Below are 26,427 nucleotides of genomic sequence, written 5' to 3'. Positions count from 1 at the left end.
CTGATCACCCGCGGCGCGCTGACCACCTTCTCGATCGCCAACGACGTGGCCAAGTACTTCGCGATCATCCCCGCGATGTTCGCCGGGGTCTACCCGGGCCTGAGCCACCTCAACATCATGGGCCTGCACAGCCCCCAGTCCGCGATCACCTCGGCCATCGTCTTCAACGCCCTGGTCATCATCGGCCTGATCCCGCTCGCCCTGCGCGGCGTGCGCTACCGCCCGTCCGACGCCAGCTCGCTGCTGCGCCGCAACATCGGGGTCTACGGCTTCGGCGGCCTCGTGGTGCCGTTCGTCGGCATCAAACTGATCGACCTGATCGTCCAGTTCATCCCCGGCCTCAACTGACGCGGGGAAGGAGAGAAAACCATGTCCAAGCCCCTGCCGACGACCCTCCGCACCCACTTCACCGCGCTGCGCGCGCTGCTGGTGCTGACCGTGATCCTCGGGATCGCCTACCCGCTGCTGATCACCGGGATCTCCCAGGTCGCCTTCACCGACAAGGCGAACGGCTCGCCGGTGAAGACCGACGGCAAGGAGATCGGCTCCAGCCTGATCGGCCAGAGCTTCAACCTCCCGAAGAAGAACCCCGACGACCCGAACGAGGAGGCCCAGCCGGACCCGAAGTGGTTCCAGCCCCGCCCCTCCGCGGCCGGGACCGGCTACGACGCCTCCTCCTCCGGCGCCGGCAACCTCGGCCCGAACAGCGAGGACCTGCTGAAGGCCGTCAACGACCGCCGCGCCGCCGTCGCCTCCTTCGACGGCGTCGACCCGGCGAGCGTCCCGGCCGACGCGCTGACCGCCTCCGGCTCCGGCCTCGACCCGCACATCTCCGCCGCGTACGCCGAGGAGCAGGTCGACCGGGTCGCGAAGAACCGCGGCCTGCCGGTGGAGACGGTGGCCAAGCTGGTCGACGAGTACACCGAGAGCCGTTCGCTCGGCTTCCTCGGCAACGAGGGCGTCAACGTCGTGCTGCTCAACAAGGCGCTCAGCGAGCAGAAGTGACACCACCTCACACATACGGGTGACCGGGCCGGCCCGGGCACGGGAGCACGCCTCCCGGGCCCGGGCCGGCCGACCCGCGTCCGCAGACGTGCACCACCTCCCGATGGAAAGAGCAGTGCCCATGGCCCGCGACCTCACCCCCGGCACCGGCATCCGCGGCGGCCGACTGAGGGTGTACCTCGGCTCCGCGCCGGGGGTAGGCAAGACCTACCGCATGCTGGACGAGGCCCGGCGCAGACAGCAGCGCGGGGCCGACGTCGTGGTCGGGTACGTCGAGTGCCACGGCAGACGGCACACCGAGGCCATGCTGGCCGACCTGGAGGTCCTGCCGCGTGCCCGACGCTCCTACCGGGACGCCGAGTTCGAGGAGATGGACCTCGACGGCGTGCTCGCCCGCCGCCCGTCCGTCGTGCTCGTGGACGAGCTGGCGCACACCAACGTCCCCGGCGGCCGGCACGCCAAGCGCTGGCAGGACGTCGAGGAACTGCTCGCCGCCGGGATCGACGTCGTCACCACCGTCAACATCCAGCACCTGGAGTCGCTGAACGACGTCGTCCGGAAGATCACCGGCATCCCGCAGCGCGAGACCGTCCCGGACGAGGTGGTCCGCCGGGCCGACCAGATCGAACTCGTCGACATGGCCCCCCAGGCGCTGCGTCGCCGGATGGCCCACGGCAACGTCTACAGGGCGGAGAAGGTGGACGCCGCGCTCTCCAACTACTTCCGGGTCGGCAACCTCACCGCCCTGCGCGAACTCGCCCTGCTCTGGGTGGCCGGGCGGGTGGACGAGGGCCTGCGCGACTACCGGGCCAGCCACAACATCGACCGGGTCTGGGAGGCCCGCGAGCGGGTCGTGGTCGCCCTCACCGGCGGCCCCGAGGGCGAGACCCTGATCCGCCGCGCCGCCCGGATCGCCGACCGCACGGCCGGCGGCGACCTGCTGGCCGTCCACGTCTCCCGCAGCGACGGCCTGGCCGGCGCCTCCTCCGGCGCGCTCGCCCAGCAGCGGCAGCTGGTGGAGACCCTCGGCGGCAGCTACCACGTGGTGGTCGGCGACGACGTCCCCACCGCGCTGCTCGCCTTCGCCCGCGCCCACGACGCCACCCAGCTGGTGCTCGGCACCAGCCGCCGCGGCCGGATCAACCGCTTCCTCACCGGCCCCGGCACCGGGCAGACCACCGTGGACGACTCCGAGGACATCGACGTCCACATGGTCACCCACGCGTTCACCGGCCGCGGCCGGCTGCCCTCGCTCGGCCGCCGCCACTCCCGTCGCCGCACCGTCGCCGGCTACCTGGCCGGCCTGGCGGTGCCCTGGCTGCTCACCGCCCTGCTCTCGCAGGCGCACCACAGCATCAACCTGACCACCGACGCGCTGATCTTCCAGCTCGGCGTGGTCATCGTCGCCCTGCTCGGCGGCGCGGTGTCGGCCCTGCTGGCCTCGTTCGTCGCCTCGGTGCTGCTCAACTACTACTTCATCCCGCCGATCCACAGCCTGACGATCGGCGAGACCAACAACATCGTCGCCCTGGTGGTCTTCGCCGCCATCGCGCTCACCGTCTCCACCGTGGTCGACCACGCCGGCCGGCTCACCAGCCGGGCCGCCCGCGCCACCGCCGAGGCCGAGACCCTCTCCACCCTGGCCGGCAGCGTGCTGCGCGGCGCCGACGCGCTGCCCGCCCTGCTGGAGAAGTCCCGGACGGCCTTCGGGATGCGGACCGTCGTGCTGCTCTCCCGGGCCGACGGCGAGGTGCTCGCGCACAGCGAGGGGGACCACCCGGGCGACGGCGACGGGCCGCACGAGACCACCGAGGTCCCGGTCGGCCGGGACGCCCTCCTGGTGCTCACCGGCCGCCGGCTGCCGGCCGCCGACCAGCGGGTGCTGACCGCCTTCGCCGCCCACGTCGGCGCCGCGCTGGAACGCGACCGGCTGGCGGTGGCCGCCGCCGAGGTCGAGCCGATCAAGGCCGCCGACCGGATGCGCACCGCCCTGCTCGCCGCCGTCAGCCACGACCTGCGCACCCCGCTGGCCGCCGCCCGGGCCTCGGTCGGCTCGCTGCGCAGCCCCGACGTCGAGTTCTCGCCCGAGGACCAGGCCGAACTCCTCGCCACCGCCGACGAGTCGCTGGTCAAGCTCACCCGGCTGGTCGACAACCTGCTCGACATGAGCCGCCTGCAGGCCGGCGCGCTCACCCTGCACCTCACCGAGACCCACCTGGACGAGATCCTGCCCCGGGCGCTCGACAGCCTCCCCGACCCGTACGCGCCGATCCAGCCGCTGGACCTGGACACGACCCCGCCGGTGCTCGCCGACCCGCCGCTGCTGGAGCGGGTGCTCGCCAACGTGATCACCAACGCGCTGCGGTACAACGCCCCCGGCGCGCCCGTCCTGGTCACCGGCAGCCACCACGCCGCCCAGGTCGAGATCCGGGTGATCGACCGCGGCCCCGGCATCGCCCCCGAGGACCGTGACCGGGTCTTCCTGCCCTTCCAGCGCCTCGGCGACACCGACAACACCACCGGCGTCGGCCTCGGACTCGCCCTCTCCCGCGGCCTCGCCGAGGCGATGGGCGGCAGCCTGGAGGTCGAGGACACCCCGGGCGGCGGCACCACCATGCTGCTCACCCTGCCCGCCGCCGACCCCACCATCGAGCGAAGCGAGGCGGACACGTGAGCGAGATCCTGGTCGTCGACGACGAGCCGGCCCTCCTGCGTACCCTGCGGATCAACCTCAGCGCCCGGCAGTACGCCGTCCGCACCGCGGCCACCGGCGGCGAGGCGCTCGACCGTGCCGCGCACAGCGCCCCGGACGCCGTCCTGCTCGACCTCGGCCTGCCCGACCTCGACGGGATGGACGTGCTGCGCGGCCTGCGCACCCACAGCGCGGTGCCGATCATCGTGCTCTCCGGCCGCACCGACGCGGCCGACAAGGTGGGCGCCCTGGACGCGGGCGCCGACGACTACCTCACCAAGCCGTTCCTGATGGACGAGCTGCTGGCCCGGCTGCGCGCCGTGCTGCGCCGGCCGCTGGGCGGCGTGCCGCTGAGCCGACCGGTGATCGGCGACCACACCGTGGACCTCGCGGCCACCGCGGTGAACGGCCCGAACGGCCCGGTCCGGCTCACCCCGACCGAGTGGCGCATCCTGGCCCTGCTGCTCGCCAACCCCGGCCGGCTGGTGCCCGGCCGGCAGATCCTGCGCGAGGTGTGGGGCCCGGCCCAGGAGGGGCGCGGCAACTACCTGCGGGTCTACTTCGCCGGGCTGCGCCGCAAGTTGGAGCGCGACCCGGCCCGGCCGCGGCACCTGGTCACCGAGCCGGGGATCGGGTACCGCTACGTGCCGTGACGGGCCGACGCCGCGGCCTGCGTCAACGGCCCGTCAAGAGCGCCCCGGTGGACGACAGGACGGCGTCAAGGCCGCTCGGGGATGGTGCTCCGTGGGCGTAGTGTCGGTGTCGAACGAGCGGCCCTGCTCCGTGTGGGGGAGGCCTGGGGCCGCTTCGACAGCCGTCCCATGGACGGCCGGCAGGTGGGGGAGGGGCGCGCGACACCCGTCGCGCGCCCCCATCTGCCGTCGGGGCCGGTCCGCCCCGCTCAGCCCTCCCCGCCCCCGCACTGGCGGGGCAGCGCCAGCGCCACCGTGTCCGCGAACTCCCGGACCGCGCTGGTCCGGCTGACCACCCGGCCGCTGTGCACCACCAGCCGGCTGTGTCCGCCCGCGAGCGCCCCGGCCAGGCTGTCCCCGCGCACCGCCAGCAGCTCCGCCGGGAACCCGGCGTCCACCCGGACCGGCGCCAGTCCGAGCGCCGCCCGGGCCTGGTTCGCCACCGCGTCGTACGCCGCCTCCGGGTCCAACTCCCCACCGGCCGCCAGTAGATAGGCCGACTCCAGCGGATCCGCCCGGCCGACCGGGTTGGACGGGTCGCGCAGCGCCCCGCTGCCCGCCGCCAACGGCACCCGAGCCGCCGCCAACTCCCTTACCAGGCCCGGTCGCAGTCCCGCCGGCCGACCCTCCAGCCCGGTGCAGCAGCCGTTCTGCGGCAGGCAGACCACCCGCACCCCGCTGGTCGCCAGCACCGTCGACGCGCCGCGAGCCAGCGCCCCGCACGGGCCGAGCGTCACCCGTGGCCGCAGCGGGGCCAACGCCCCTGCCATCCGGGCGAGTTGGGCGGCGTCGGCGGCGCTGGCGTGCAGGTCCACCGAGCAGTCGGCCTCGCGGGCCGCCTCCAGTAGCAGCTGCACGTAGCCGGAGGGGTCCGGGTCCAGCTCCGGGCAGCCGCCGGCCGCCGTGGCGCCCAGCTTGAGCGCCTCGCGCAGCTGCGCCCGGCCGTCCGCGCCGGCCCGTCCGGTGAGCAGCCGGGGCATCGCCACCGCCTGGAGCTCGGCCAGCCCGCTCAGCGCCTGCCGGGCGGTGAGCACGGCCTCCAGCCGGCGCAGTCCGTGCACGTCGCCGATCCGGACGTGGGTGCGCTGGGCGGTGGCGCCGTAGCCGAGGGAGGTCAGCGCGGCCTCGGTGATCCGCCGGGTGAGGTCGGTCGGGGTGTCCGGCGGCGGGGTGGGCAGGGCGGCGGAGAAGGCGGCGTCGTAGTGGGCGTGCGCCTCGGCGGGGGCCGGGAGCAGCAGGTAGCCGCGCAGGTCGATCCGGGCGCCGGTGGTGACGGTGGGGGCGCCGGGCAGGGCGGGCAGCGGGCCGAGGCTGCCGACGGTGCCGACCGCCTGGATGCGGTCGCCGCTGATCCGGACGTCCACCACCCGCCCGTCGGCGAGTCGGGCGCCGGTGAGCAGCAGGACCGGGCCGTGCCCGAGCGGGTTGGCCGCCGGGCCGGGCCAGGGCTGCGGCCCGTCGGCGGCTGCGCTGTCCATCGCCGGCTCCTTCTCGGGCCGGCCCGTGCGGTCGGCCCCGTACGGCTGGCCCGTACCGCCGGCCAGTCCTCCCGATCAATGAGCGACGAGCCTATGGGCCCGGGAGGCGGGTCGCCGGGAGGCGGGCAATAGTCGTATCGGGTCGGGCCGTGGGGCTCGCGGGCCGATCGAACGCCCGCCCTTGGATCGTCCGTCCGTACCCGTCGCCCACCTGCGGTCTTCGCCGCGGGATACGGATTTCACCTCCGGCCGCGAAACGTGTAATCTCTTCCTCGTTCGCCCCTATAGCTCAGTCGGTAGAGCGTCTCCATGGTAAGGAGAAGGTCTGCGGTTCGATTCCGCATGGGGGCTCGGGTGAGAAGCAGTCAGCTCCGGCTGTGCTGTGGATCACTGTGGCGGTGTAGCTCAGTTGGTAGAGCAAGCGGCTCATAATCGCTGTGTCACCGGTTCAAGTCCGGTCACCGCTACCCCGCGTAGTCGGTCGGGAGATCGCACTCCCGGTCGGCTACTCTTGTTGTGTTCTTATTCGTTGTCCAAGGAAGGCACTCCCGTGGCTGCCACCGACGTCCGCCCGAAGATCACGCTGGCCTGCGTGGAGTGCAAGGAGCGGAACTACATCACCAAGAAGAACCGGCGTAACGACCCGGACCGTCTTGAGATGAAGAAGCACTGCCCCCGCTGCAACTCGCACACCGCGCACCGCGAGACCCGCTGACCCTCCCGTAGGGCGCCGGGCCTGTGTGAATTCAGGTCTTCTACTCCGGGCCGCATCCCTCACTGGGGGTGCGGCCCGGAGTTTTTTCGTATCCATCCGCGTTCCGAGGAGCTGCCATGGCGCTCGACCCCTCCTTCATCGGGCGTAGTTACCCGCCCACCGAGCCGTACGAGGTCGGCCGGGAGAAGATCCGTGAGTTCGCGACCGCGATCGGGGACGCCAACCCGGCGTACGCCGACCCGGAGGCGGCGAAGGCGCTGGGTCACTCCGACGTCATCGCCCCGCCGACCTTTCCCTTCGTGGTCACCTACCGGGCGGCCGCCCAGGTGATCGAGGACCCGGAGCTGGGTCTGGACTTCAGCCGGGTGGTGCACGGCGACCAGAAGTTCGTCTACACCCGCCCGGTGCGGGCCGGTGACCGGCTGTCGGTCGCGGTGACCATCGACAACATCAAGTCGCTGGCGGGCAACGACGTGCTCACCGTGCGCGGCGAGGTGACGGACGCGACCGGCGAGCACGTTGTGACGTCGGTCATGACCCTGGTGGCCCGGGCCGCCGACGAGGCGGGGGAGTGAGCGCGATGGCGATCAGCTACGACGAGGTCGAGGTCGGCACCGAGCTGCCGGCGCAGTCCTTCCCGGTGACCCGCGACACACTGGTGCGCTACGCGGGCGCCTCGGGCGACTTCAACCCGATCCACTGGAACGAGAAGTTCGCCCTGGAGGTCGGCCTGCCGGACGTCATCGCGCACGGCATGTTCACCATGGCCGAGGCGATCCGGGTGGTCACCGACTGGGTCGGCGACCCGGCCGCGGTGGTCGAGTACGGCGTGCGCTTCACCCGGCCGGTGCCGGTGCCGAACGACGGGGTCGGCGCGGTGGTCGAGGTCTCGGCCAAGGTCGCCAAGAAGCTGGACGACCGCAGGGTGCAGGTCGACCTGCTGGCCACCGCGGGCGGCCAGAAGGTGCTCGGTATGTCCCGGGCCGTCGTCCGGCTCGGCTGAGCCGCTTCCGCGCGCCGGCGGCCCGCGGCCGGAGTGCCCGCACCGGGAGCTCCGGCCGCGGCCGCGGGTCTTGCCTGGCTAGTGATCGGCCACTAACTTGTGTTCCATGGCGAAGTCGAGCGTCCGGATGAGTGCGGAGGAGCGGCGCGAGAGCGTCGTCCGCGCCGCCCTGATCGAGTTCGCCCGGGGCGGTTACCACGGCACCTCCACCGAGGCGATCGCCCGCCGGGTGGGCGTCTCGCAGCCGTACCTGTTCCGGCTGTTCCCGGGCAAGCAGGCGATCTTCGCCGCGGCCGCCGAACGCTGCGTCGAGGAGACCTGGCGGGTGTTCGACGAGGCCTCGGCCGGGCTGACCGGCGCGGAGGCCGCCGACGCGATGTCCGGCGCGTTCATGGGCCTGGTCGAGGACAGCGACCAGCTCATGATGCAGATGCAGATCTACGTCTCGGTCTTCGCGGCCCGCTCGGCCGGCGAGGAGGAGATCGGGGAGACCGCCCGGCGGCTCTGGGAGAGCCTGTTCGAGCGGGTCAGGATGCGGATCGGCGGGGACATGAAGGACGCCACGCGGTTCTTCGCGCACGGGATGCTGATCAACACCCTGGTGGCGCTGGGCTATCCGCAGGACCACCGGATCTGGACCGGCTTCGACGAGTGCAAGGACCCGGAGTAGCGTCCGGGCGGCCGCGCGGTGCGTCCGGGCGGCCTTTTTTCGGCCCATGAAAGTTATTGAGCAATAACTACCTAGAGGAACCCGGGGGATGTCATGACGGAGAAACCGGCCATGGGCAGAGCCGCGATCTGGACCCTGGTGATCGTCAGTGCGGCCGGCTTCATGGCCGCCCTGGACAACCTGGTGGTCACCACCGCCCTGCCGTCGATCCGCGAGGAGCTCGGCGGCGGGCTGTCCGAGCTCGAATGGACGGTCAGCGCCTACACCCTGAGCTTCGCCGTGCTGCTGATGTTCGGCGCCGCCCTCGGCGACCGCTTCGGCCGCCGCCGGATCTTCCTGGTCGGCCTGGCGGTCTTCACCGCCGGCTCCGCCGCGGCCGCGCTGTCCCCCGGCATCGGCGAGCTGATCGCCGCCCGCGCCGTCCAGGGGGCCGGGGCCGCGGTGATGATGCCGCTCACCCTCACCCTGCTCACCACCGCGGTGCCCCCGGCCAGGCGGGGGCTGGCCTTCGGCGTCTGGTCGGGCGTCAGCGGCCTCGCCGTCGCGGCCGGGCCGCTGATCGGCGGCGCGCTGACCGAGCACTTCTCCTGGCAGTGGATCTTCTGGGTGAACGTCCCGGTGGGCCTCGTCCTGCTGCCGCTGGCCTTCCTGCGGCTCGGCGAGAGCCGGGGCGCGGGCCGGGCCCTGGACGTGCCAGGAACCCTGCTGGTCAGCCTGGGGATGTTCGGGGTCGTCCTCGGCCTGATCCGCGGCAACCCGGACGGCTGGACCAGCCCGCCGGTCCTCGGCGCCCTGATCGGCGGCGCCCTGCTGCTGACCGCCTTCGTCTGGTACGAGCTGCGGGTGGCCGCCCACCCGATGCTGCCGATGCGGCTGTTCCGCAGCCGGACCTTCTCCGCCGTCAACGCGGCGAGCCTGCTGATGTACCTGGGGATGTTCGGCTCGATCTTCCTGATCAGCCAGTACCTCCAGGGGGTCGGCGGCTTCAGCCCCCAGGAGGCGGGCATCCGGATGCTGCCGTGGACGGCGATGCCGCTGCTGGTCTCGCCGGTCGCGGGCATCGTCTCCGACCGGATCGGCGGCCGCCCGATCGTGGTCGCCGGGCTGGCGCTGCAGGCGGTGGGCCTGGTGCTGTTCGGGCTGGTCGCGGACGGGAGCACCGGCCTCGACTACCTCGCCCTGATCCCGGCCATCGTGATCTGCGGGGTCGGCATGTCGCTGTACTTCGGCCCGACCGCCCAGCTGGTGATGGTCGGCGTCCGGCCGCAGGAGCAGGGGATCGCCTCCGGCGCCAACAACGCGCTGCGCGAGGTCGGCGGGGCGCTCGGGGTCGCCGTGCTCGCCGCGGTGTTCTCGGCACAGGGCGGCTACCAGTCGGCCCGGGCCTTCACGGACGGGCTGGTGCCCGCGCTGTACGTCGGCGGGGCCGCCGTCGGGCTCGGCGCGCTCGCCGCGGTGCTCATCCCCCGGCGGGGCATGGCGCCGGCCGCGGCCGCGGTGGAACAGCCGGCGCCCGAGATGGTCAAGGCCTGACAGCGGCGCCGGGAGGCCGCTTCCCGGGAAGGGCCTTCCCCGGGAAGCGGCCTCCCGGCGCCCCCGTACGCTGGTGGGCGTGCTGGTAGAAAACGACGCCCCCCTCGCCCCGCTGACCACGCTCCGGCTCGGCGGCCCGGCCCGCCGCCTGGTGACCGCCCACACCGACGACGAGGTGATCGCGGCCGTCCGCGAGGCCGACGCGGCCGGCGAGCCGCTGCTGGTCCTCGGCGGCGGCTCCAACCTGGTGATCGGCGACGCCGGCTTCTCCGGCACCGCGCTGCGGATCGCCACCGAGGGCTTCGCCCTGGACGGCACCGCGCTGGAGGTCGCGGCCGGCGAGACCTGGTCCGAGGTGGTCCGCCGGACCGTGCTGGACCACCACCTGGCGGGCATCGAGTTCCTGGCCGGCATCCCCGGCTCGGCCGGCGCCACCCCGGTGCAGAACGTGGGCGCGTACGGCCAGGAGGTCGCGCAGGCGATCACCGAGGTGGTCGCGTACGACCGCACCGCCGACGAGGTGGTCGTGCTCCCGAACGCCGAGTGCGCGTTCTCCTACCGGCACAGCCGCTTCAAGGCCGAGCCGGACCGCTACGTGGTGCTGCGGGTGCGGTTCCGCCTGGAGGACGCCGACGGGCTCTCCACCCCCGTCCGCTACGCCGAGACCGCCAGGCACCTGGGCGTCGAGCAGGGCGACCGGGTGGCGGTCGACACGGCCTGGAAGGCGGTGCTGCTGCTGCGCGCCGGCAAGGGCATGGTGCTGGACCCGGCGGACCACGACACCTGGTCGGCCGGCTCCTTCTTCACCAACCCGGTGCTCACGGCCGCCCAGTACGAGTCCTTCCGCACCCGCCCGGGCGCCGAGGACGCCCCCGCCTACCCGGCCCCGGAGGGCTGCACCAAGACCTCGGCGGCCTGGCTGATCGACCGGGCGGGCTTCGGCAAGGGCTACGGCAGCGGCCCGGCGACGCTCTCCACCAAGCACACCCTGGCGCTCACCAACCGCGGCTCGGCCACCGCCGAGGACCTGCTGGCACTGGCCCGGGAGATCCGGGACGGCGTCCGCGAAGCCTTCGGGGTGGAGCTGGTGAACGAGCCGGTGATGGTGGGCGTCACGCTCTGAGCGGGCGCCGGGGGTGCGCCGAACGGGCGCTAGGCGGGCACGGCGGCCGGCTCGGCGGGGGCACGGTCGCCCACCAGCCAGGCGTCGATGTCCGCCAGCAGCTCCCTGCGGACGGCCTCCGGCGCGACCGAGCCGCGCACCGACTGCCGCGCCAGCTCGGCGAGCTCGGCGTCGGAGAAGCCCAGCACGTCCCGGACCAGCTCGTACTGGGCGGCCAGCCGGCTGCCGAACAGCAGCGGGTCGTCGGCGCCCAGGGCGAGCGGGACCCCGGCGTCGAAGAGCCGGCGCAGCGGGACCTCCTCGGGGCGCTCGTAGACGCCGAGCGAGACGTTGGAGGACGGGCAGACCTCGCAGGTGACCTGCCGGTCCGCCAGCCGCTCCATCAGCCGGGGGTCCTCGGCGGCCCGCACGCCGTGGCCGATCCGGCCGGCGCCCAGGTCGTCCAGGCAGTCCCGGACGGACTCCGGGCCGGACAGCTCGCCGCCGTGCGGGGCCGCCAGCAGTCCGCCGTTGCGGGCGATCGCGAAGGCCCGGTCGAAGTCCCTGGCCATGCCCCGGCGCTCGTCGTTGGAGAGGCCGAAGCCGACCACCCCGTGGTCGGCGTAGCGGACGGCCAGCCGGGCCAGCGTCCGGGCGTCCATCGGGGACTTCATCCGGTTGGCCGCGACCAGGACCCGGATGCCCACGCCGGTCGCCGCGGCGGCGTGCTCCACCGCGTCCAGGATCAGTTCCAGGGCGGGGATCAGTCCGCCCAGCCGGGGCGCGTACGAGGTCGGGTCGACCTGGATCTCCAGCCAGCGGGAGCCGTCCCGCCGCTCGTCCTCGGCGGTTTCCAGGACCAGCCGGCGGATGTCCTGCTCGTCCCGCAGCACCGAGCGGGCGGTGTCGTACAGCCGCTGGAAGCGGAACCAGCCCCGTTCGTCGGTGGCCCGCAGTCGGGGCGGTTCGCCGGAGCTGAGCGCCTCCGGCAGCCGGACGCCGTGCTTCTCGGCCAGCTCCAGGAGGGTGGCGGGCCGCATCGATCCGGTGAAGTGCAGGTGCAGGTGGGCCTTCGGCAGGCCCCTGACGTCTCGCGGGTTCAACAGGCGTTCCATTCGCCGATACTGCCGTATGCGACCCCCGGACGGGAACCGCCTCCTTCCAATCCCCCGGAGGGGTGAAAGGAGGCGGTGTGCCGGGTGAATCCCGTATGTCGGATTGACGTCAGTACCGGAGCGACGTCAGTCGCGGGCCTCGCCGAGCAGCTTCTGGATCCGGCTGATGCCCTCGACCAGGTCCTCGTCGCCGAGCGCGTACGAGAACCGCAGGTAGCCGGGGGTGCCGAAGGCCTCGCCCGGGACGGCGGCGACCTCGACCTCGTCCAGGATCAGGCTCGCCAGCTCGGCGGAGCTCTGCGGACGCCGGCCGCGGATCTCCTTGCCCAGCAGACCCTTGACCGACGGGTAGGCGTAGAAGGCGCCCTCGGGCTCGGGGCACAGGACGCCCTCGATCTCGTTGAGCATCCGCACGATCGTCCTGCGGCGGCGGTCGAAGGCGGTGCGCATCTCGTGCACCGCGGACAGGTCGCCGGCGACGGCGGCGATCGCGGCGCGCTGGGCGACGTTGGAGACGTTCGAGGTGGCGTGCGACTGCAGGTTGGTCGCGGCCTTGATGACGTCCTTGGGGCCGATCACCCAGCCCACCCGCCAGCCGGTCATCGCGTAGGTCTTGGCCACGCCGTTGACCACGATGCACTTGTCGGCCAGCTCGGGCAGCAGGGCGGGCAGCGAGGTGAACTTCGCGTCGCCGTAGACCAGGTGCTCGTAGATCTCGTCGGTGAGCACCCACAGGCCGTGCTCCAGCGCCCAGCGGCCGATCGCCTCGGCCTCGGCCTCGGTGTACACCGCGCCGGTCGGGTTGGACGGCGAGACGAACAGCACCACCTTGGTGTTCTCGGTGCGGGCGGCCTCCAGCTGCTCGACCGAGACCTTGTAGCCGGTGGTCTCGTCGGCCACCACCTCCACCGGGACGCCGCCGGCCAGCTGGATCGACTCCGGGTAGGTGGTCCAGTACGGGGCCGGGACGATGACCTCGTCGCCCGGGTCGAGGATCGCGGCGAAGGCCTCGTAGATGGCCTGCTTGCCGCCGTTGGTGACCAGCACCTGCGAGGCGTCCACCTGGTAGCCGGAGTCGCGCAGCGTCTTGGCGGCGATCGCGGCCTTCAGCTCGGGCAGGCCACCCGCCGGGGTGTAGCGGTGGTTCTTCGGGTCGCGGCAGGCCTCGACGGCCGCCTCGACGATGTAGTCCGGGGTGGGGAAGTCGGGCTCGCCGGCGCCGAAGCCGATGACCGGACGGCCGGCGGCCTTGAGGGCCTTGGCCTTCGCGTCCACGGCGAGGGTCGCGGACTCGGCGATCGCACCGATCCGGGCGGAGACCCGGCGGTCGGCGGGGCGGATGGACTGGTCGGGCTGCGGGGTGGAAGCGCTCATGCCTGCATCGTCGCAGAACCGGGACCTACCGGGCATCGGGGTATCGCGATCCGTACGCTCCCGTCCGGATGGCGGCCCCGGAGGTCCGTCGAAAGGGGTCCCCCGGACCGGACGTCCGACGCCGGACGGGCGGCTCCGGAAGAAGACGTTCGACCAAACGCCCCTCGACCACGTACACTCGCTGCTCGACGGCCCGCCGAAAAGAACCGGAGCTTTCACCGCCTGTGCAGACAGCGGGGGGAGATGCGGTAGGTTGGTCGCCACCGGAGCCGCGAGGCACCGTAGGGCAATAGCTCAATTGGTAGAGCACCGGTCTCCAAAACCGGCGGTTGGGGGTTCGAGTCCCTCTTGCCCTGCTGCTAGATCCGTTTTCAGCCCGTTCGCTCCACAGGAGTGAGCGGGCTTGATGCGGAGATGGCACCGATCAGCACCGCTAGCCGACTGGTCGTGCCCAAACCGGGTGCGCGGCGAAGTTCGGCAGGACCCGGATTCAGGTGAGGACGAGTGACGGAGACCACGGGCTCCACCGCAACGCCTGAGAGCGGCAACCCCGAGGGTGCCGACGGCGCCGCCGAGACGGCATCGGCCGAGGGCGACAAGAAGTCGGGCAAGCAGAAGAAGTCCGGCAAGCGGGCCAAGAAGGGCCTGTTCGCCAGGATGGGCCTGTTCTACCGCCAGATCATCGCCGAACTGCGCAAGGTCGTCTGGCCGACCCGCAACGAGCTCACCAACTACACCGCCGTCGTGGTCACCTTCGTGGTGGTCGTGATGGCCTTCGTGGCCGGCCTGGACTACGGCTTCTCCAAGCTCAGCCTCCTGGTCTTCGGCTGACCGGCCGCACCACCTCTCGAACAGCTTCCCGACCCGGGCCGAATCCTCGGCCCGGGTCGAGCTGTCGGCGCCGGACGTACGCGCGGTTACCGTGGACTCGGTACTGTTGAAGTCTCCGAGACCTCACCTGGCGCCCGCGCGAGCGGTCGTACGCCGGTCCGGTCGAGGAGCGCGCCACCTTCACCATCTCCAGGAAAGAAGCCGCCACCGTGTCTGAGTCCCCCCTGTACGACGCCGACGAGACCGTCCGCGAGGCGGATGTCGCCGCCGAGCTGGACGCGGCCGAGCTGGCTGACGACGCCGAGCCCGCCGAGCAGATCGTGGACGCCGCGGACAGCGACGAGGACGAGGTCGAGGCGTACGACGAGGCCGAGGCGGGCGAGCCCGCCGAGGAGGCCGCGTCGCACGTGGAGGGCGACAGCGAGTCCGCCGCCGCCGAGGAGTCCGTCGAGGAGGAGCCGGCCGACGAGGTCGAGGTCGACCCCGTCGCCAAGTTCCGCGAGGACCTGCGCTTCATGCCGGGCGAGTGGTACGTGATCCACACCTACGCCGGCTACGAGAACCGGGTGAAGCAGAACCTGGAGCAGCGCGCCGTCTCGCTGAACGTCGAGGAGTACATCTTCCAGGCCGAGGTGCCGCAGGAGGAGGTCGTCCAGATCAAGAACGGCGACCGCAAGACCATCCGCCAGAACAAGCTCCCCGGCTACGTCCTGGTGCGCATGGACCTCACCCCCGAGTCCTGGGGCGTCGTGCGCAACACCCCGGGTGTCACCGGCTTCGTCGGCAACGCCTACGACCCGTACCCGCTGACGCTGGACGAGGTCGTCAAGATGCTCGCCCCCGACGTCGAGCGCCAGGCCGCCAAGGAGGCCGGCAAGCCGTCGCCGGTCAAGCCGAGCGAGATCCAGGTCCTGGACTTCGAGGTCGGCGACTCGGTCACCGTCACCGACGGCCCGTTCGCGACCCTCCAGGCGACCATCAACGAGATCAACCCGGACTCGAAGAAGGTCAAGGGCCTGGTCGAGATCTTCGGCCGGGAGACCCCGGTCGAGCTCTCCTTCGACCAGATCCAGAAGAACTAGTCATACGGACTTCGGATTCGGGGCGGGGCCGCGGGCCCTGCCCCGAATCCGTTTTGGTCCAGCGGCGCGGACGCGTTAGCCTGGTCCGATGTGTGTGCTGGCGGCCGGGTGTCGCCCCGGTTCCGCACGCACCAGCAATCACCTCTCGGAAGGACCCGGAGAGACATGCCTCCCAAGAAGAAGAAGATCACGGGGCTTATCAAGCTCCAGATCAACGCCGGCGCGGCCAACCCGGCGCCGCCGGTCGGCCCCGCGCTGGGCCAGCACGGCGTGAACATCATGGAGTTCTGCAAGGCCTACAACGCTGCGACCGAGTCGCAGCGCGGCATGATCGTGCCGGTGGAGATCACGGTCTACGAGGACCGTTCCTTCACCTTCATCACGAAGACGCCGCCGGCCGCGCGCCTCATCCTGAAGGCCGCCGGTGTCGACAAGGGCTCCAGCGAGCCGCACAAGACCAAGGTCGCCAAGCTCACCAGCGCCCAGGTCCGTGAGATCGCCACCACGAAGATGCCCGACCTGAACGCGAACGACCTGGACGCCGCGGAGAAGATCATCGCCGGCACCGCCCGGTCGATGGGCATCACCGTCGAGGGCTGAGCGCCCCCGTCCCGCCAGGGACAAAACGGCTCAGCCGTCCCCCGTGGTAGGGCCTGCGCAGGCCCGTCGAACACCACAACTCCAATCACCATTCAGGAGCAGCCATGAAGCGCAGCAAGGCCCTGAAGGCCGCGGACGCCAAGGTCGACCGCGAGCGCCTTTACGCCCCCCTCGAGGCCGTCCGCCTCGCCAAGGCGACCAGCACCACCAAGTTCGACGGCACCGTTGAGGTCGCCATGCGTCTGGGCGTCGACCCGCGCAAGGCCGACCAGATGGTCCGCAGCACCGTGATCCTCCCGCACGGCACCGGTAAGACCGCTCGGGTCCTGGTCTTCGCGACCGGCGAGCGTGCCGAGGCCGCGCGTGCTGCGGGCGCCGACATCGTCGGTGCCGACGAGCTGATCGACGAGGTCGCGAAGGGCAAGCTGGACTTCGACGCCGTCGTCGCCACGCCGGACCTCATGGGCAAGGTCGGCCGCCTCGGCCGCGTGCTCGGCCCCCGTGGTCTGATGCCGAACCCGAAGACCGGCACCGTGACCCCGGACGTCGCCAAGGCTGTCAACGACATCAAGGGCGGCAAGATCGAGTTCCGCGTCGACAAGCACTCGAACCTGCACTTCATCATCGGTAAGGCCTCCTTCACCGACGAGCAGCTGGTCGAGAACTACGCCGCCGCGCTGGACGAGGTGCTCCGCGCCAAGCCGTCCGCCGCCAAGGGCCGGTACATCAAGAAGACCGCCTTCTCCACCACCATGGGCCCCGGCATCCAGGTGGACCCGAACCGCACCCGCAACCTCCTCGTCGAGGAGGACCCGGCCGCGGTCTGAGCCCCAGTGCTCTAGAGCAGTCCGTACGGCGGGCCCGCATCCCTCTCACCGGGGGTGCGGGCCCGCCGTCGTTCCCGGGCGCGGCCGGGACGGGGCCGGGGCGGGGCCGAACGGAGCCGGGGCGGGGCCGGTGGGCCGCAACGGTTGCCTGATCGGGACACCGGCGGATGGGAACGGCGGGCCGAACCGTCGTACGCTCTGCCGGTCAGCACGTGGAGAACCTGTGACCGCCGGAGTGTGCCGTGCCACCCGCCCCCCGCCCCGCCGTTCTCGTGGCAGCCCTGCTGCTCGCCACCACCACCGGGTGCAGTCTGCTGGCCGCCCCGACCACCGGCACCCCCGGGAGGCCGGCGCCCGTGCCGCCCAAGCAGGTGGTGCTCACGGCCGCACAGGCGCTGGACGACTCGGGCAGCGCTCGGATCGACGTGGTCCAGGAGGGCCCGGGGGGCCGGCGCACCGCGAGCGGCTCCCTGGTCTGGGGCGCGGCGGACGAGGCCCGGCTGGCCGTCACCGACGAGCTGGGCAGCGGACTGCTGACCGTCAAGGACGGCACGCTCGACCTCGTCTACCAGGGCGGCGCGGCCAAGCATGCGGAGCGGCGGAGCGCCGAGGCGGTCGACCCCGCGGCGGGCCCCGATCCGGAGGGCTTCGCGGGCGGCTGGACGACGGCGCTGATCACCAACCCGGGCAGCCGGGCGTACGAGGTCGCCCAGGGCGTCACACTCCGCTCGCTCGGCGGCGAGCAGCTGGCCGGGGTGACCGTGGCGCACTACCAGGGTTCCGCGCCGTTGGCCGAACTCTTCGGCAAGGACGACGAGTTGAGTCCGAAGCAGCGCGCCGCCACACTGGACTGGTACCGGCAGCACGGGGTGGCGACGATCGGCTACGACGTCTGGATCGGGCCCGGCATGCAGCTGCTGCGGCTGCGTGAGACGGTCCGGGGGAGCGCGGGAACCACGGTGACCACCACCGATGTCTCGGCTCCGGGGGCGGCGGACACGGCACCGACGACCCCGGCCGGGTGACGGGGAGGCCGACGGGGGGCGAGGGAGGGATATCCGGTGTGTGGGTAATCCGGTGATCCGTTAGAGTCCGCGTGAAAAGTACACGAGAAGAGCTGACAATCAGTTCTTCCATGGCTTATCAGGAAACTCTCGGGGGTAGCTCCATGCGCGCTCTGCGCCTCGCCTCGGCCGTCGCGACGGCGGCCGTCCTGCTCGGTGCGGCCACCGCCTGCGGCAGTGACGCCAAGGGCGGCGACACCAAGGCCGGCGACGCCAAGACCGGCGAGGCCAAGCCCGCTGACACGAAGTCCGCCGACACCAAGCCCGCCGACCCGCTCGCCGCGGCCCTCAACGCGGACCCGAAGGCCGCGCTGGCCGCCGCGGCCGTGGTGATGCAGAAGGCCGGCAACGGCAAGATCACCATGACCCCGACCGACCCCACCGACCCGGGCGGCACCGGCGACGCGGACTGGAAGGACCCGGCCAAGGCGGCCGTGGACATGGCCAGCGACATCGAGGGCAAGAAGGTCCGGATCCGGGTGCTCGGCACGGACGCCTACCTCGGCGGCGGCGACGACATCGCCCCGGCCCTGGGTGGCAAGCACTGGGTCAAGATGCCCGCTGACCAGACGGGCGACAGCTTCCGGATGGTCGGCCAGATGACCAACCCGGTCATCCTGCTCACCGTCGGGGCCCAGAGCGGCAAGCTCTCCAAGGTCGGCCAGGAGGCCGTGGACGGAGTCCAGACCACCCACCTGCGGGCGGAGCAGGACACCGCCGCGCTGGTGGCCGGGATGACGTCGCTCTCGGCGGACCAGCGCAAGTCCGCCCAGAAGACGCTGGAGGAGGACGGCAAGACCCTCACCATCGACTTCTGGCTGAACGCCAAGCAGGAGCTCGTCCAGTACAAGGAGTACGGCGACGCCAACGGCGAGAAGAAGGCCGTCACCATCAAGTACTCCGACCTCGGCAAGGCCGCCGCGATCGCGGCACCCGCCGCGAGCGACCTCGGCAAGGAATCCGACCTGCTCAAGCTGCTCGGCTGATCCGGCCGGACCGGACGCCGAGCCCACCCGCACCGACCGGCTGCACCCCCGGGCGCATCACGCGCCCGGGATCCTCAAGGGGGGAATCATGGCTGGAACCCGCAACACCGCCGCCGTCGCCGTCGTCATCGCCGCCCTGGCGCTGACCGCGACCGCGTGCGACAACAACGACGACAAGAAGGCCGCCCCGGCCGCGCCGACCACGGCCGCCGCCGCCCCGGCCACCCCGTCGGCCGCCGCCCCGACGACCGACGCGAAGCCGGCGAAGGTCAGCCCGGCGGTCTTCCTGGAGCAGGTCACCCAGAAGACCAGCGCGGCCAAGTCGGCCAGGATCGACGAGCTGATCGAGTTCGGCGAGGTCACCATGAAGGGCCAGGGCGCCGCGTCCTGGGCCGACGGCCTGGAGGCCGACCTCACGATGGACCTGTCGGGCTCCCCGATGGCCAAGGTCCTGGAGCCGCTCACCGGCGGGCCGAAGGTGCGCTACCTGTACACCAAGGACGCGATGTTCATGCACCTGGGCGGCAAGGTGGTGGAGAGCGGAGGCCCGAGCTGGGTGCGCTACAGCAAGGCCGACATGGCCAAGGCGTCCGGCGGCGCGACCGACCAGCTCCAGAGCGCGGACCCGGTGCAGGCCGTCCGGACGCTGATCGCCGGCGGCAAGGTCACCGAGGTCGGACCGGAGACGGTGAACGGCAAGGCCACCACCCACTACACCGGCGTGCTCAGCGCGGCCGACGTGGCCAACGCCACCAGCCAGGGCATGACCCAGGCGCAGGTCGACAAGATCAAGCAGAGCCTGGACACGGCCGGCGTCACCACCGACAAGATCGACATCTGGGTCGACGCCGACAAGCTCGTCGTCAAGCGGACCGAGCAGGCCGAGACCAAGGTCGGCACGATGAACGTCTCCGTCAGCTACTCGGACTACGGCACCCCGGTGAACACCACCGCCCCGGCGGACTCCATGGACCTCGCCGAGCTCCAGAAGGCCGCCGCCGGCAGCTGATCCCCGCGGCCGGTGTCCCGGTACCGGGACACCGGCTCCGCCGACCCGGCGGAATCCAACGGGCCCCGGGGGGCCGCCGCCGGGCGGGCCGGGGACGGGTGACAAGGTGGCCCGAACGAGGCCGCCGTCGGACGGGGCCGGGCGAGAGGGGAACGGGCGATGGCGGGACGGCAGCGGTTGGCGGCAGTGGCCGTCGTCGTCCTGCTGGCGAGCGGCCTGAGCGGGTGCGGCGGGGGCGGCGGCGCGACCGCCACGCCGTCCGGCAGCCCGAGCCCGACCAGCGCCTCGCCCTCCACCGCCTCCCCGAGCGCCCAGGCCAAGCCGACCGACCGCTCGCCGCACGGGGTGCTGCTCTCCGCCCAGCTGGCCATGCAGACCGCCCGCCGGGCCAAGGTCAGCTACCGGCTCGGCGCGGACGCCGGGTCCGGCCCGCTGTTCTGGCAGCCCAAGACCGCGCTCCAGATCAAGCGCTCCACCCCGGCCGAGGCCGAGCAGCTGATCGTCGTGGACACCGTCGCCTACCAGGGCGGGGACGCCGCCACCGCCGCCCGGCAGGGCGGGAAGCACTGGGAGCGCTTCACCGTCCCGCCGGACGCGGAGGGCCACAAGGAGATCCCGTACGCCGGGCTGATCGACCTGCTGAACCCGGTCGAGGCGCTGACCGCGGCCACCGCCGAGGGGACGGACCCGGTCTTCGTCGGCGAGGAGAAGTTCGAGGACTCGACCGTCGAGCACTACCGGGTCGCCACCACGGCCGAGAGGTACGCGGCCGCCCAGACCCAGCTGACCCGGTCCCGCCGGGACGGCCTGCGGACCGCGCTCGCGCCCGGCGGCTCGCTCTCGCTCACCCTGGACCTCTGGCTCAACGACAAGGACCAGCTGGTCCGGCTCCAGCGCACGGGCAGCGGGGACAGCGGCCGGGCGGACGACTCGGTGCTCTACACCGACCACGCCGGGGCGCTGCTCTCGGCACAGGCGCCGGCCGAGTCGGACACCGTGGACACCGGCGTCCGGACGGTCTCCCCGCTGGCCCGCTGAGTCGCGTCGGGGGTGCTCCGTCCGAGGGCGATTTGCACCTTGCGAACGCCTCCGGCTAGTCTGGCCGAAGCCAAAGACCGCTGGTTGTCACCACGCGCCCGTCAGGGAGCAGGTGACCGAAGGATCTGCGCTTCGTCGCAGGCAGCCCGCGCAGGTGTGTCTGGAGCTTCGACCTCCGGGTTCCGCGTTCACGCGGTCGCCCGTCGAGGTCGTTCCGAGCCCCGTGCCCCTGCGCACCGGGGCTCGTTGCGTTTACGCAGGAGCTTTCCTTCCGTCCGGTCGGTCCGCGGCGACCTAGGTCGACTTTCGCGGTCGGCCCGACTTCGACATCACGGAAGGAGGCGTAAGCCTATGGCCAGGCCCGACAAGGCTGCCGCCGTCGCCGAGATCACGGACAAGTTCCGTGGCTCCTCCGCGGCGCTGCTCACCGAGTACCGCGGTCTCTCGGTGAAGCAGGTCAAGACCCTGCGTCGCTCGCTCGGCGACAACGCCGAGTACGCCGTGGTGAAGAACACGCTGACCAAGATTGCGGCCAATGAGGTCGGGATCACGGAGCTCGACGACCTGTTCACTGGTCCGACGGCTGTCGCCTTCGTCACCGGTGACCCGGTGGAGTCGGCGAAGGCTCTGCGTGACTTCGCCAAGGAGAACCCCGCTCTCATCATCAAGGGCGGTGTCCTTGACGGCAAGGCGCTGTCCGCCGATGAGATCAAGAAGCTCGCGGACCTCGAGTCCCGCGAGGTGCTGCTCGCCAAGCTGGCGGGTGCCCTGAAGGCCAAGCAGTCCCAGGCTGCCGCGCTCTTCCAGGCCCTGCCGTCGAAGCTCGTCCGCACCGTGGACGCGCTGCGCGACAAGGTCGAGCAGGGCGGTGCCGGTACGCCGGCTCCCGCCGCCGAGGACGCTGCCGCCGAGTAATTCGGCAGGCTCACGCCTCGCTGCGGGCCCGTACGCCCGCCCCACCCGTACATCCGGCACCAACCTGCCGATTTAGTGGAAGGACGCCATCATGGCGAAGCTGTCCCAGGACGAGCTGCTCGCGCAGTTCGAGGAGCTCACCCTCATCGAGCTGGCCGCCTTCGTGAAGGCCTTCGAGGAGAAGTTCGACGTCACCGCCGCCGCCCCGGTCGCCGTTGCCGCCGCCGGCGTTGCCGGCCCGGCCGCCGAGGCCGCTGACGAGCAGGACGAGTTCGACGTCATCCTCGAGGCCGCCGGCGACAAGAAGATCCAGGTCATCAAGGAGGTGCGCACCCTGACCTCCCTCGGCCTGAAGGAGGCCAAGGACCTCGTTGACACCGCTGGTGCCAAGGTCCTGGAGAAGGTTGCCAAGGACGTTGCCGAGAAGGCCAAGGCCGCCCTCGAGGGTGCCGGCGCCAAGGTCACCGTCAAGTGACTTCTCGCCCCCTCTGAAGGGGCCTGAAGCCGGGCCGATCACCCTTGTGGGTGGTCGGCCCGGCTTTTTCGCGTTTCCGGGCCGGGGCCGGGCCCCGTCGGGCCGTCCACGGCCCGGTTCCCCCGACCGGCGGGTCCGGGCCGCCGGTGTGGCCGACAGCCCACTCGGCAGCGTCGGTGCCGGGGGGTATGGTGATCACCGTCGTCGAGGGCGGCCCCACCACGGTTTCTGTAACGCGGAGGGGGTCCGGGCCGATAGACCGATCGAGGCCCGCACCGCCGGTGGGCCCTTGACGAACCCGGCGCGGCGCGCGATTCTCAAGGCGCGAGTCCGCCCGGTTGGTCCGCTGCTGGATGCATAACCAGTGGCTCCGGCGGGAAATGACTCCACGTGAGTTAGAGCAGTACCCGGTGGGCGCCCGCGCTCGCCGGCTACCGGGAGGAGTCTCCGATTCGGTCTCCGAATCAGAGCTGGACAGCAGTGTCGCCTTTGGCTACACTGTCCCTTTGCGCTGCCTGTTAGCTTCTCCGTGACTCGTCGCCCGGAGTTTGCGTTGCCCTGAAGGGGTCTGGCACCGCCTCCGCAAAGCGGCTCTGACCTGGGTTTCGACTCCGGCAGAGGCCAGTGGCGAGGGAGGCGGCACCAAGCCCAAGCAGGCCCGGCTGGTACGCGCGTAGTGAGCTCCGAGCCCTCGGAAGGACCCCCCTCTTGGCCGCGCCGCGCAACGCCTCGAACAATTCCGCCGCATCCACCGCCCCGCTCCGCGTCTCCTTCGCGAAGATCAAGGAGCCCCTCGAGGTCCCGAACCTCCTGGCCCTGCAGACCGAGAGCTTTGACTGGCTGCTCGGCAACGCGGCCTGGAAGGCCCGGGTCGAGGCGGCGCTGGAGAGTGGTCAGGACGTCCCCACCAAGTCCGGTCTGGAGGAGATCTTCGAGGAGATCTCCCCGATCGAGGACTTCAGTGGGTCGATGTCGCTGACCTTCCGCGACCACCGTTTCGAGCCGCCGAAGAACTCCATTGACGAGTGCAAGGACCGCGACTTCACGTTCGCGGCCCCGCTCTTCGTCACGGCCGAGTTCACCAACAACGAGACCGGTGAGATCAAGTCTCAGACGGTCTTCATGGGCGATTTCCCGCTCATGACCCACAAGGGCACGTTCGTGATCAACGGCACCGAGCGTGTCGTCGTGTCGCAGCTGGTCCGCTCCCCGGGTGTGTACTTCGACTCCACCCTGGACAAGGTGTCCGACAAGGACATCTACTCCTGCAAGGTCATCCCCTCGCGTGGTGCCTGGCTGGAGATGGAGATCGACAAGCGCGACATGGTCGGCGTCCGCATCGACCGCAAGCGCAAGCAGTCCGTCACCGTGCTGCTCAAGGCGCTCGGCTGGACCAACGAGATGATTCTCGAGGAGTTCGGCGAGTACGAGTCGATGCGCGCCACCCTGGAGAAGGACCACACCCAGGGCCAGGACGACGCGCTGCTGGACATCTACCGCAAGCTGCGCCCGGGCGAGCCGCCCACGCGCGAGGCCGCGCAGACGCTTCTGGAGAACCTCTACTTCAACCCGAAGCGCTACGACCTCGCCAAGGTCGGCCGTTACAAGGTCAACCGCAAGCTGGGCAACGCCGAGTCGCTGGACTCCGGCGTGCTCACCGAGCCCGACATCATCGGTGCGATCAAGTACCTGGTGAAGCTGCACGCGGGCGAGACCGAGTGGCGTGACGACGAGGGCCGCGACATCGTGGTCGAGGTCGACGACATCGACCACTTCGGCAACCGCCGCCTGCGCAACGTCGGCGAGCTCATCCAGAACCAGGTCCGTACGGGTCTCGCCCGTATGGAGCGCGTCGTGCGCGAGCGCATGACCACCCAGGACGTCGAGGCGATCACGCCGCAGACCCTGATCAACATCCGGCCGGTCGTCGCCTCCATCAAGGAGTTCTTCGGCACCAGCCAGCTGTCGCAGTTCATGGACCAGACGAACCCGCTGTCGGGCCTGACCCACAAGCGCCGTCTGTCCGCGCTGGGCCCCGGTGGTCTGTCCCGTGAGCGGGCCGGCTTCGAGGTCCGTGACGTGCACCCCTCGCACTACGGCCGCATGTGTCCGATCGAGACCCCCGAAGGCCCGAACATCGGTCTGATCGGCTCGCTGGCCTCGTACGGCCGGGTCAACGCGTTCGGCTTCATCGAGACGCCGTACCGCAAGGTCGTCGACGGTGTGGTCACCGAGAAGGTCGACTACCTGACCGCCGACGAGGAGGACCGCTACGTCATCGCCCAGGCGAACGCGCCGCTGACCGCGGACCTGCACTTCGCCGAGCCGCGCGTCCTGGTCCGCCGCCGTGGCGGCGAGATCGACTACATCCCGGGCACCGAGATCGACTACATGGACGTCTCGCCGCGCCAGATGGTGTCGGTCGCGACCGCCATGATCCCCTTCCTCGAGCACGACGACGCCAACCGCGCGCTCATGGGCTCGAACATGATGCGCCAGGCGGTGCCGCTGCTGAAGAGCGAGGCTCCGCTGGTCGGTACCGGCATGGAGTACCGCTGCGCCGTCGACGCCGCGGACGTCATCACCGCCGAGAAGGCCGGTGTCGTCCAGGAGGTCTCGGCCGACTACGTCACCGTGGCCAACGACGACGGCACGTACACCACGTACCGCGCCGCCAAGTTCACCCGCTCCAACCAGGGCACCTCCTTCAACCAGAAGGTGCTCGTGGACGAGGGCGCCCGGGTCGAGTCCGGCCAGGTGCTGGCCGACGGCCCGTGCACCGACGAGGGCGAGATGGCCCTCGGCAAGAACCTGCTCGTGGCGTTCATGTCGTGGGAGGGCCACAACTACGAGGACGCGATCATCCTGTCGCAGCGCCTCGTGCAGGACGACGTCCTCTCCTCGATCCACATCGAGGAGCACGAGGTCGACGCCCGTGACACCAAGCTCGGCCCCGAGGAGATCACCCGGGACATCCCGAACGTCTCCGAGGAGGTCCTGGCGGACCTCGACGAGCGCGGCATCATCCGCATCGGCGCCGACGTCGTCACCGGCGACATCCTGGTCGGCAAGGTCACCCCGAAGGGTGAGACCGAGCTGACCCCGGAGGAGCGCCTGCTCCGCGCGATCTTCGGTGAGAAGGCCCGTGAGGTCCGCGACACCTCGCTGAAGGTCCCGCACGGTGAGTCCGGCAAGGTCATCGGCGTGCGCGTGTTCGACCGCGAGGAGGGCGACGAGCTTCCCCCGGGTGTCAACCAGCTGGTCCGCGTCTACGTGGCCCAGAAGCGCAAGATCACCAACGGTGACAAGCTCGCCGGCCGTCACGGCAACAAGGGTGTCATCTCCAAGATCCTCCCGGTCGAGGACATGCCGTTCCTCGAGGACGGCACCCCGGTCGACATCATCCTCAACCCGCTGGGTGTCCCGTCCCGAATGAACCCGGGACAGGTCCTGGAGATCCACCTCGGCTGGCTCGCCCAGCAGGGTTGGGACGTCTCCGGCCTCGCCGACGAGTGGGCCCAGCGCCTGCAGGCGATCGGCGCGGACAAGGTCGAGGGCGGCACCAACCTCGCCACCCCGGTCTTCGACGGCGCCCGCGAGGACGAGATCACCGGTCTGCTGGACAACACCACCCTCACCCGTGACGGTGAGCGCCTGGTGAACTCCACCGGCAAGGCCCGCCTGTTCGACGGCCGCTCCGGCGAGCCGTTCCCGATGCCGATCTCGGTCGGCTACATGTACATCCTCAAGCTGCACCACCTGGTCGACGACAAGCTGCACGCCCGTTCGACCGGTCCGTACTCGATGATCACCCAGCAGCCGCTCGGTGGTAAGGCGCAGTTCGGTGGTCAGCGCTTCGGTGAGATGGAGGTGTGGGCCCTCGAGGCGTACGGCGCGGCCTACGCGCTCCAGGAGCTGCTCACCATCAAGTCCGACGACGTCCTCGGCCGAGTCAAGGTCTACGAGGCCATCGTCAAGGGCGAGAACATCCCCGAGCCCGGCATTCCCGAGTCCTTCAAGGTCCTCATCAAGGAAATGCAGTCGCTCTGCCTCAACGTGGAGGTGCTGTCCTCGGACGGCCAGTCCATCGAGATGCGGGACTCCGACGAGGACGTGTTCCGCGCCGCCGAGGAGCTCGGCATCGACCTGTCCCGGCGCGAGCCGAGCAGCGTCGAAGAGGTCTGACGGAGGCTGGGCCGGCCGCAGCAGCGGCCGGCCCGC

The 26,427-nt window shown here is 71.3% G+C and carries 23 protein-coding genes, 3 tRNA genes and 1 pseudogene; 24 read left to right on the top strand and 3 right to left on the bottom strand.

What is annotated here, in order from left to right; all coding sequences use genetic code 11:
* From ACWDBE_RS32430 to ACWDBE_RS32415, 4 genes and pseudogenes are all read left to right on the top strand, one after another.
* Nucleotides 1-348 (top strand): annotated as a pseudogene (locus ACWDBE_RS32430) (potassium-transporting ATPase subunit B); the annotation flags it as partial.
* 21 nt (nt 349-369) lie between these two features.
* Nucleotides 370-1,005: a potassium-transporting ATPase subunit KdpC gene (gene kdpC / locus ACWDBE_RS32425; protein WP_449788140.1), complete on the top strand. Its 636-nt coding sequence runs from the start codon at nt 370-372 to the stop codon at nt 1,003-1,005.
* Between the two features lie 121 nt (nt 1,006-1,126).
* A complete protein-coding gene (locus tag ACWDBE_RS32420) occupies nt 1,127-3,679 on the top strand; it encodes an ATP-binding protein (protein WP_449809710.1) in 2,553 nt (850 codons plus the stop codon).
* A complete protein-coding gene (locus ACWDBE_RS32415) occupies nt 3,676-4,350 on the top strand; it encodes a response regulator (protein WP_392914359.1) in 675 nt (224 codons plus the stop codon). The genes ACWDBE_RS32420 and ACWDBE_RS32415 overlap by 4 nt, the downstream gene beginning before the upstream one ends.
* A 248-nt stretch (nt 4,351-4,598) precedes the next feature.
* On the opposite strand, the gene ACWDBE_RS32410 is transcribed toward ACWDBE_RS32415, so the two are convergent.
* A complete protein-coding gene (locus tag ACWDBE_RS32410; protein WP_449809709.1) occupies nt 4,599-5,867 on the bottom strand; it encodes a hydrolase in 1,269 nt (422 codons plus the stop codon).
* Between the two features lie 278 nt (nt 5,868-6,145).
* Here ACWDBE_RS32410 and ACWDBE_RS32405 point away from each other — a divergent pair.
* From ACWDBE_RS32405 to ACWDBE_RS32370, 8 genes are all read left to right on the top strand, one after another.
* A tRNA-Thr gene (locus ACWDBE_RS32405) sits at nt 6,146-6,218 on the top strand.
* A gap of 43 nt (nt 6,219-6,261) precedes the next feature.
* Nucleotides 6,262-6,334, top strand: a tRNA-Met gene (locus ACWDBE_RS32400).
* A gap of 83 nt (nt 6,335-6,417) precedes the next feature.
* Nucleotides 6,418-6,582: a 50S ribosomal protein L33 gene (rpmG, locus tag ACWDBE_RS32395; protein ID WP_006604855.1), complete on the top strand. Its 165-nt coding sequence runs from the start codon at nt 6,418-6,420 to the stop codon at nt 6,580-6,582.
* 116 nt (nt 6,583-6,698) lie between these two features.
* Complete coding sequence (locus tag ACWDBE_RS32390; protein ID WP_392867466.1) at nt 6,699-7,157, top strand: FAS1-like dehydratase domain-containing protein; 459 nt, start codon at nt 6,699-6,701, stop codon at nt 7,155-7,157.
* 5 nt (nt 7,158-7,162) lie between these two features.
* Nucleotides 7,163-7,585, top strand: a complete 423-nt coding sequence (locus tag ACWDBE_RS32385) for a MaoC family dehydratase (protein ID WP_449809708.1) — start codon at nt 7,163-7,165, stop codon at nt 7,583-7,585.
* A gap of 106 nt (nt 7,586-7,691) precedes the next feature.
* Nucleotides 7,692-8,255 carry a TetR/AcrR family transcriptional regulator gene (locus tag ACWDBE_RS32380; RefSeq protein ID WP_449809707.1) on the top strand — a complete coding sequence of 188 codons (564 nt, stop codon included), beginning with the start codon at nt 7,692-7,694 and terminating at the stop codon, nt 8,253-8,255.
* Nucleotides 8,256-8,348: 93 nt separating this feature from the next.
* Nucleotides 8,349-9,788, top strand: coding sequence for an MFS transporter (locus ACWDBE_RS32375; RefSeq protein ID WP_449809706.1), 1,440 nt, complete (start codon nt 8,349-8,351; stop codon nt 9,786-9,788).
* Between the two features lie 70 nt (nt 9,789-9,858).
* Entirely contained in the window at nt 9,859-10,911 is a 1,053-nt protein-coding gene (locus tag ACWDBE_RS32370; protein ID WP_449809712.1) for a UDP-N-acetylmuramate dehydrogenase, read from the top strand.
* Nucleotides 10,912-10,940: 29 nt separating this feature from the next.
* Here the strand turns inward: ACWDBE_RS32370 and ACWDBE_RS32365 are convergent, their stop codons facing one another.
* Both ACWDBE_RS32365 and ACWDBE_RS32360 read right to left on the bottom strand, forming a co-directional pair.
* Nucleotides 10,941-12,005, bottom strand: coding sequence for an adenosine deaminase (locus ACWDBE_RS32365; protein ID WP_392867456.1), 1,065 nt, complete (start codon nt 12,003-12,005; stop codon nt 10,941-10,943).
* Nucleotides 12,006-12,131: 126 nt separating this feature from the next.
* Nucleotides 12,132-13,379, bottom strand: coding sequence for a pyridoxal phosphate-dependent aminotransferase (locus ACWDBE_RS32360; protein WP_449809705.1), 1,248 nt, complete (start codon nt 13,377-13,379; stop codon nt 12,132-12,134).
* A 283-nt stretch (nt 13,380-13,662) separates the two neighbouring features.
* Between ACWDBE_RS32360 and ACWDBE_RS32355 the strand changes: the two genes are divergently transcribed.
* The 12 genes from ACWDBE_RS32355 to rpoB all read left to right on the top strand — a co-directional run bounded on the left by ACWDBE_RS32355 (nt 13,663) and on the right by rpoB (nt 26,391).
* Nucleotides 13,663-13,735 (top strand) — tRNA-Trp (locus ACWDBE_RS32355).
* 148 nt (nt 13,736-13,883) lie between these two features.
* Entirely contained in the window at nt 13,884-14,210 is a 327-nt protein-coding gene (secE, locus tag ACWDBE_RS32350; protein ID WP_449788146.1) for a preprotein translocase subunit SecE, read from the top strand.
* Nucleotides 14,211-14,419: 209 nt separating this feature from the next.
* Complete coding sequence (gene nusG / locus ACWDBE_RS32345; RefSeq protein WP_449788147.1) at nt 14,420-15,292, top strand: transcription termination/antitermination protein NusG; 873 nt, start codon at nt 14,420-14,422, stop codon at nt 15,290-15,292.
* 165 nt (nt 15,293-15,457) lie between these two features.
* Nucleotides 15,458-15,892, top strand: a complete 435-nt coding sequence (gene rplK, locus ACWDBE_RS32340; protein ID WP_359897545.1) for a 50S ribosomal protein L11 — start codon at nt 15,458-15,460, stop codon at nt 15,890-15,892.
* A gap of 104 nt (nt 15,893-15,996) precedes the next feature.
* Nucleotides 15,997-16,719 (top strand): 50S ribosomal protein L1, encoded by a 723-nt coding sequence (gene rplA / locus ACWDBE_RS32335; RefSeq protein WP_030290441.1) that lies wholly within the window; start codon nt 15,997-15,999, stop codon nt 16,717-16,719.
* A 242-nt stretch (nt 16,720-16,961) separates the two neighbouring features.
* Complete coding sequence (locus ACWDBE_RS32330; protein ID WP_449809704.1) at nt 16,962-17,744, top strand: hypothetical protein; 783 nt, start codon at nt 16,962-16,964, stop codon at nt 17,742-17,744.
* A 143-nt stretch (nt 17,745-17,887) separates the two neighbouring features.
* Entirely contained in the window at nt 17,888-18,769 is an 882-nt protein-coding gene (locus ACWDBE_RS32325; protein WP_449809703.1) for a hypothetical protein, read from the top strand.
* A gap of 88 nt (nt 18,770-18,857) precedes the next feature.
* Nucleotides 18,858-19,778, top strand: a complete 921-nt coding sequence (locus ACWDBE_RS32320; protein WP_449788150.1) for a hypothetical protein — start codon at nt 18,858-18,860, stop codon at nt 19,776-19,778.
* 159 nt (nt 19,779-19,937) lie between these two features.
* A complete protein-coding gene (locus ACWDBE_RS32315) occupies nt 19,938-20,816 on the top strand; it encodes a hypothetical protein (protein ID WP_449788151.1) in 879 nt (292 codons plus the stop codon).
* Between the two features lie 351 nt (nt 20,817-21,167).
* The gene (gene rplJ / locus ACWDBE_RS32310) at nt 21,168-21,731 is read left to right on the top strand and encodes a 50S ribosomal protein L10 (RefSeq protein WP_207809823.1); all 564 of its coding nucleotides are present in this window, start codon (nt 21,168-21,170) and stop codon (nt 21,729-21,731) included.
* Between the two features lie 91 nt (nt 21,732-21,822).
* Nucleotides 21,823-22,206 carry a 50S ribosomal protein L7/L12 gene (gene rplL, locus ACWDBE_RS32305; RefSeq protein WP_449788152.1) on the top strand — a complete coding sequence of 128 codons (384 nt, stop codon included), beginning with the start codon at nt 21,823-21,825 and terminating at the stop codon, nt 22,204-22,206.
* Between the two features lie 708 nt (nt 22,207-22,914).
* Nucleotides 22,915-26,391, top strand: coding sequence for a DNA-directed RNA polymerase subunit beta (rpoB, locus tag ACWDBE_RS32300; protein WP_449788153.1), 3,477 nt, complete (start codon nt 22,915-22,917; stop codon nt 26,389-26,391).
* The last annotated feature ends 36 nt before the right edge of the window (nt 26,392-26,427 follow it).

Source organism: Kitasatospora sp. NPDC001132 (assembly GCF_053598415.1).
This window is presented reverse-complemented; position numbering and strand designations above follow the sequence as displayed.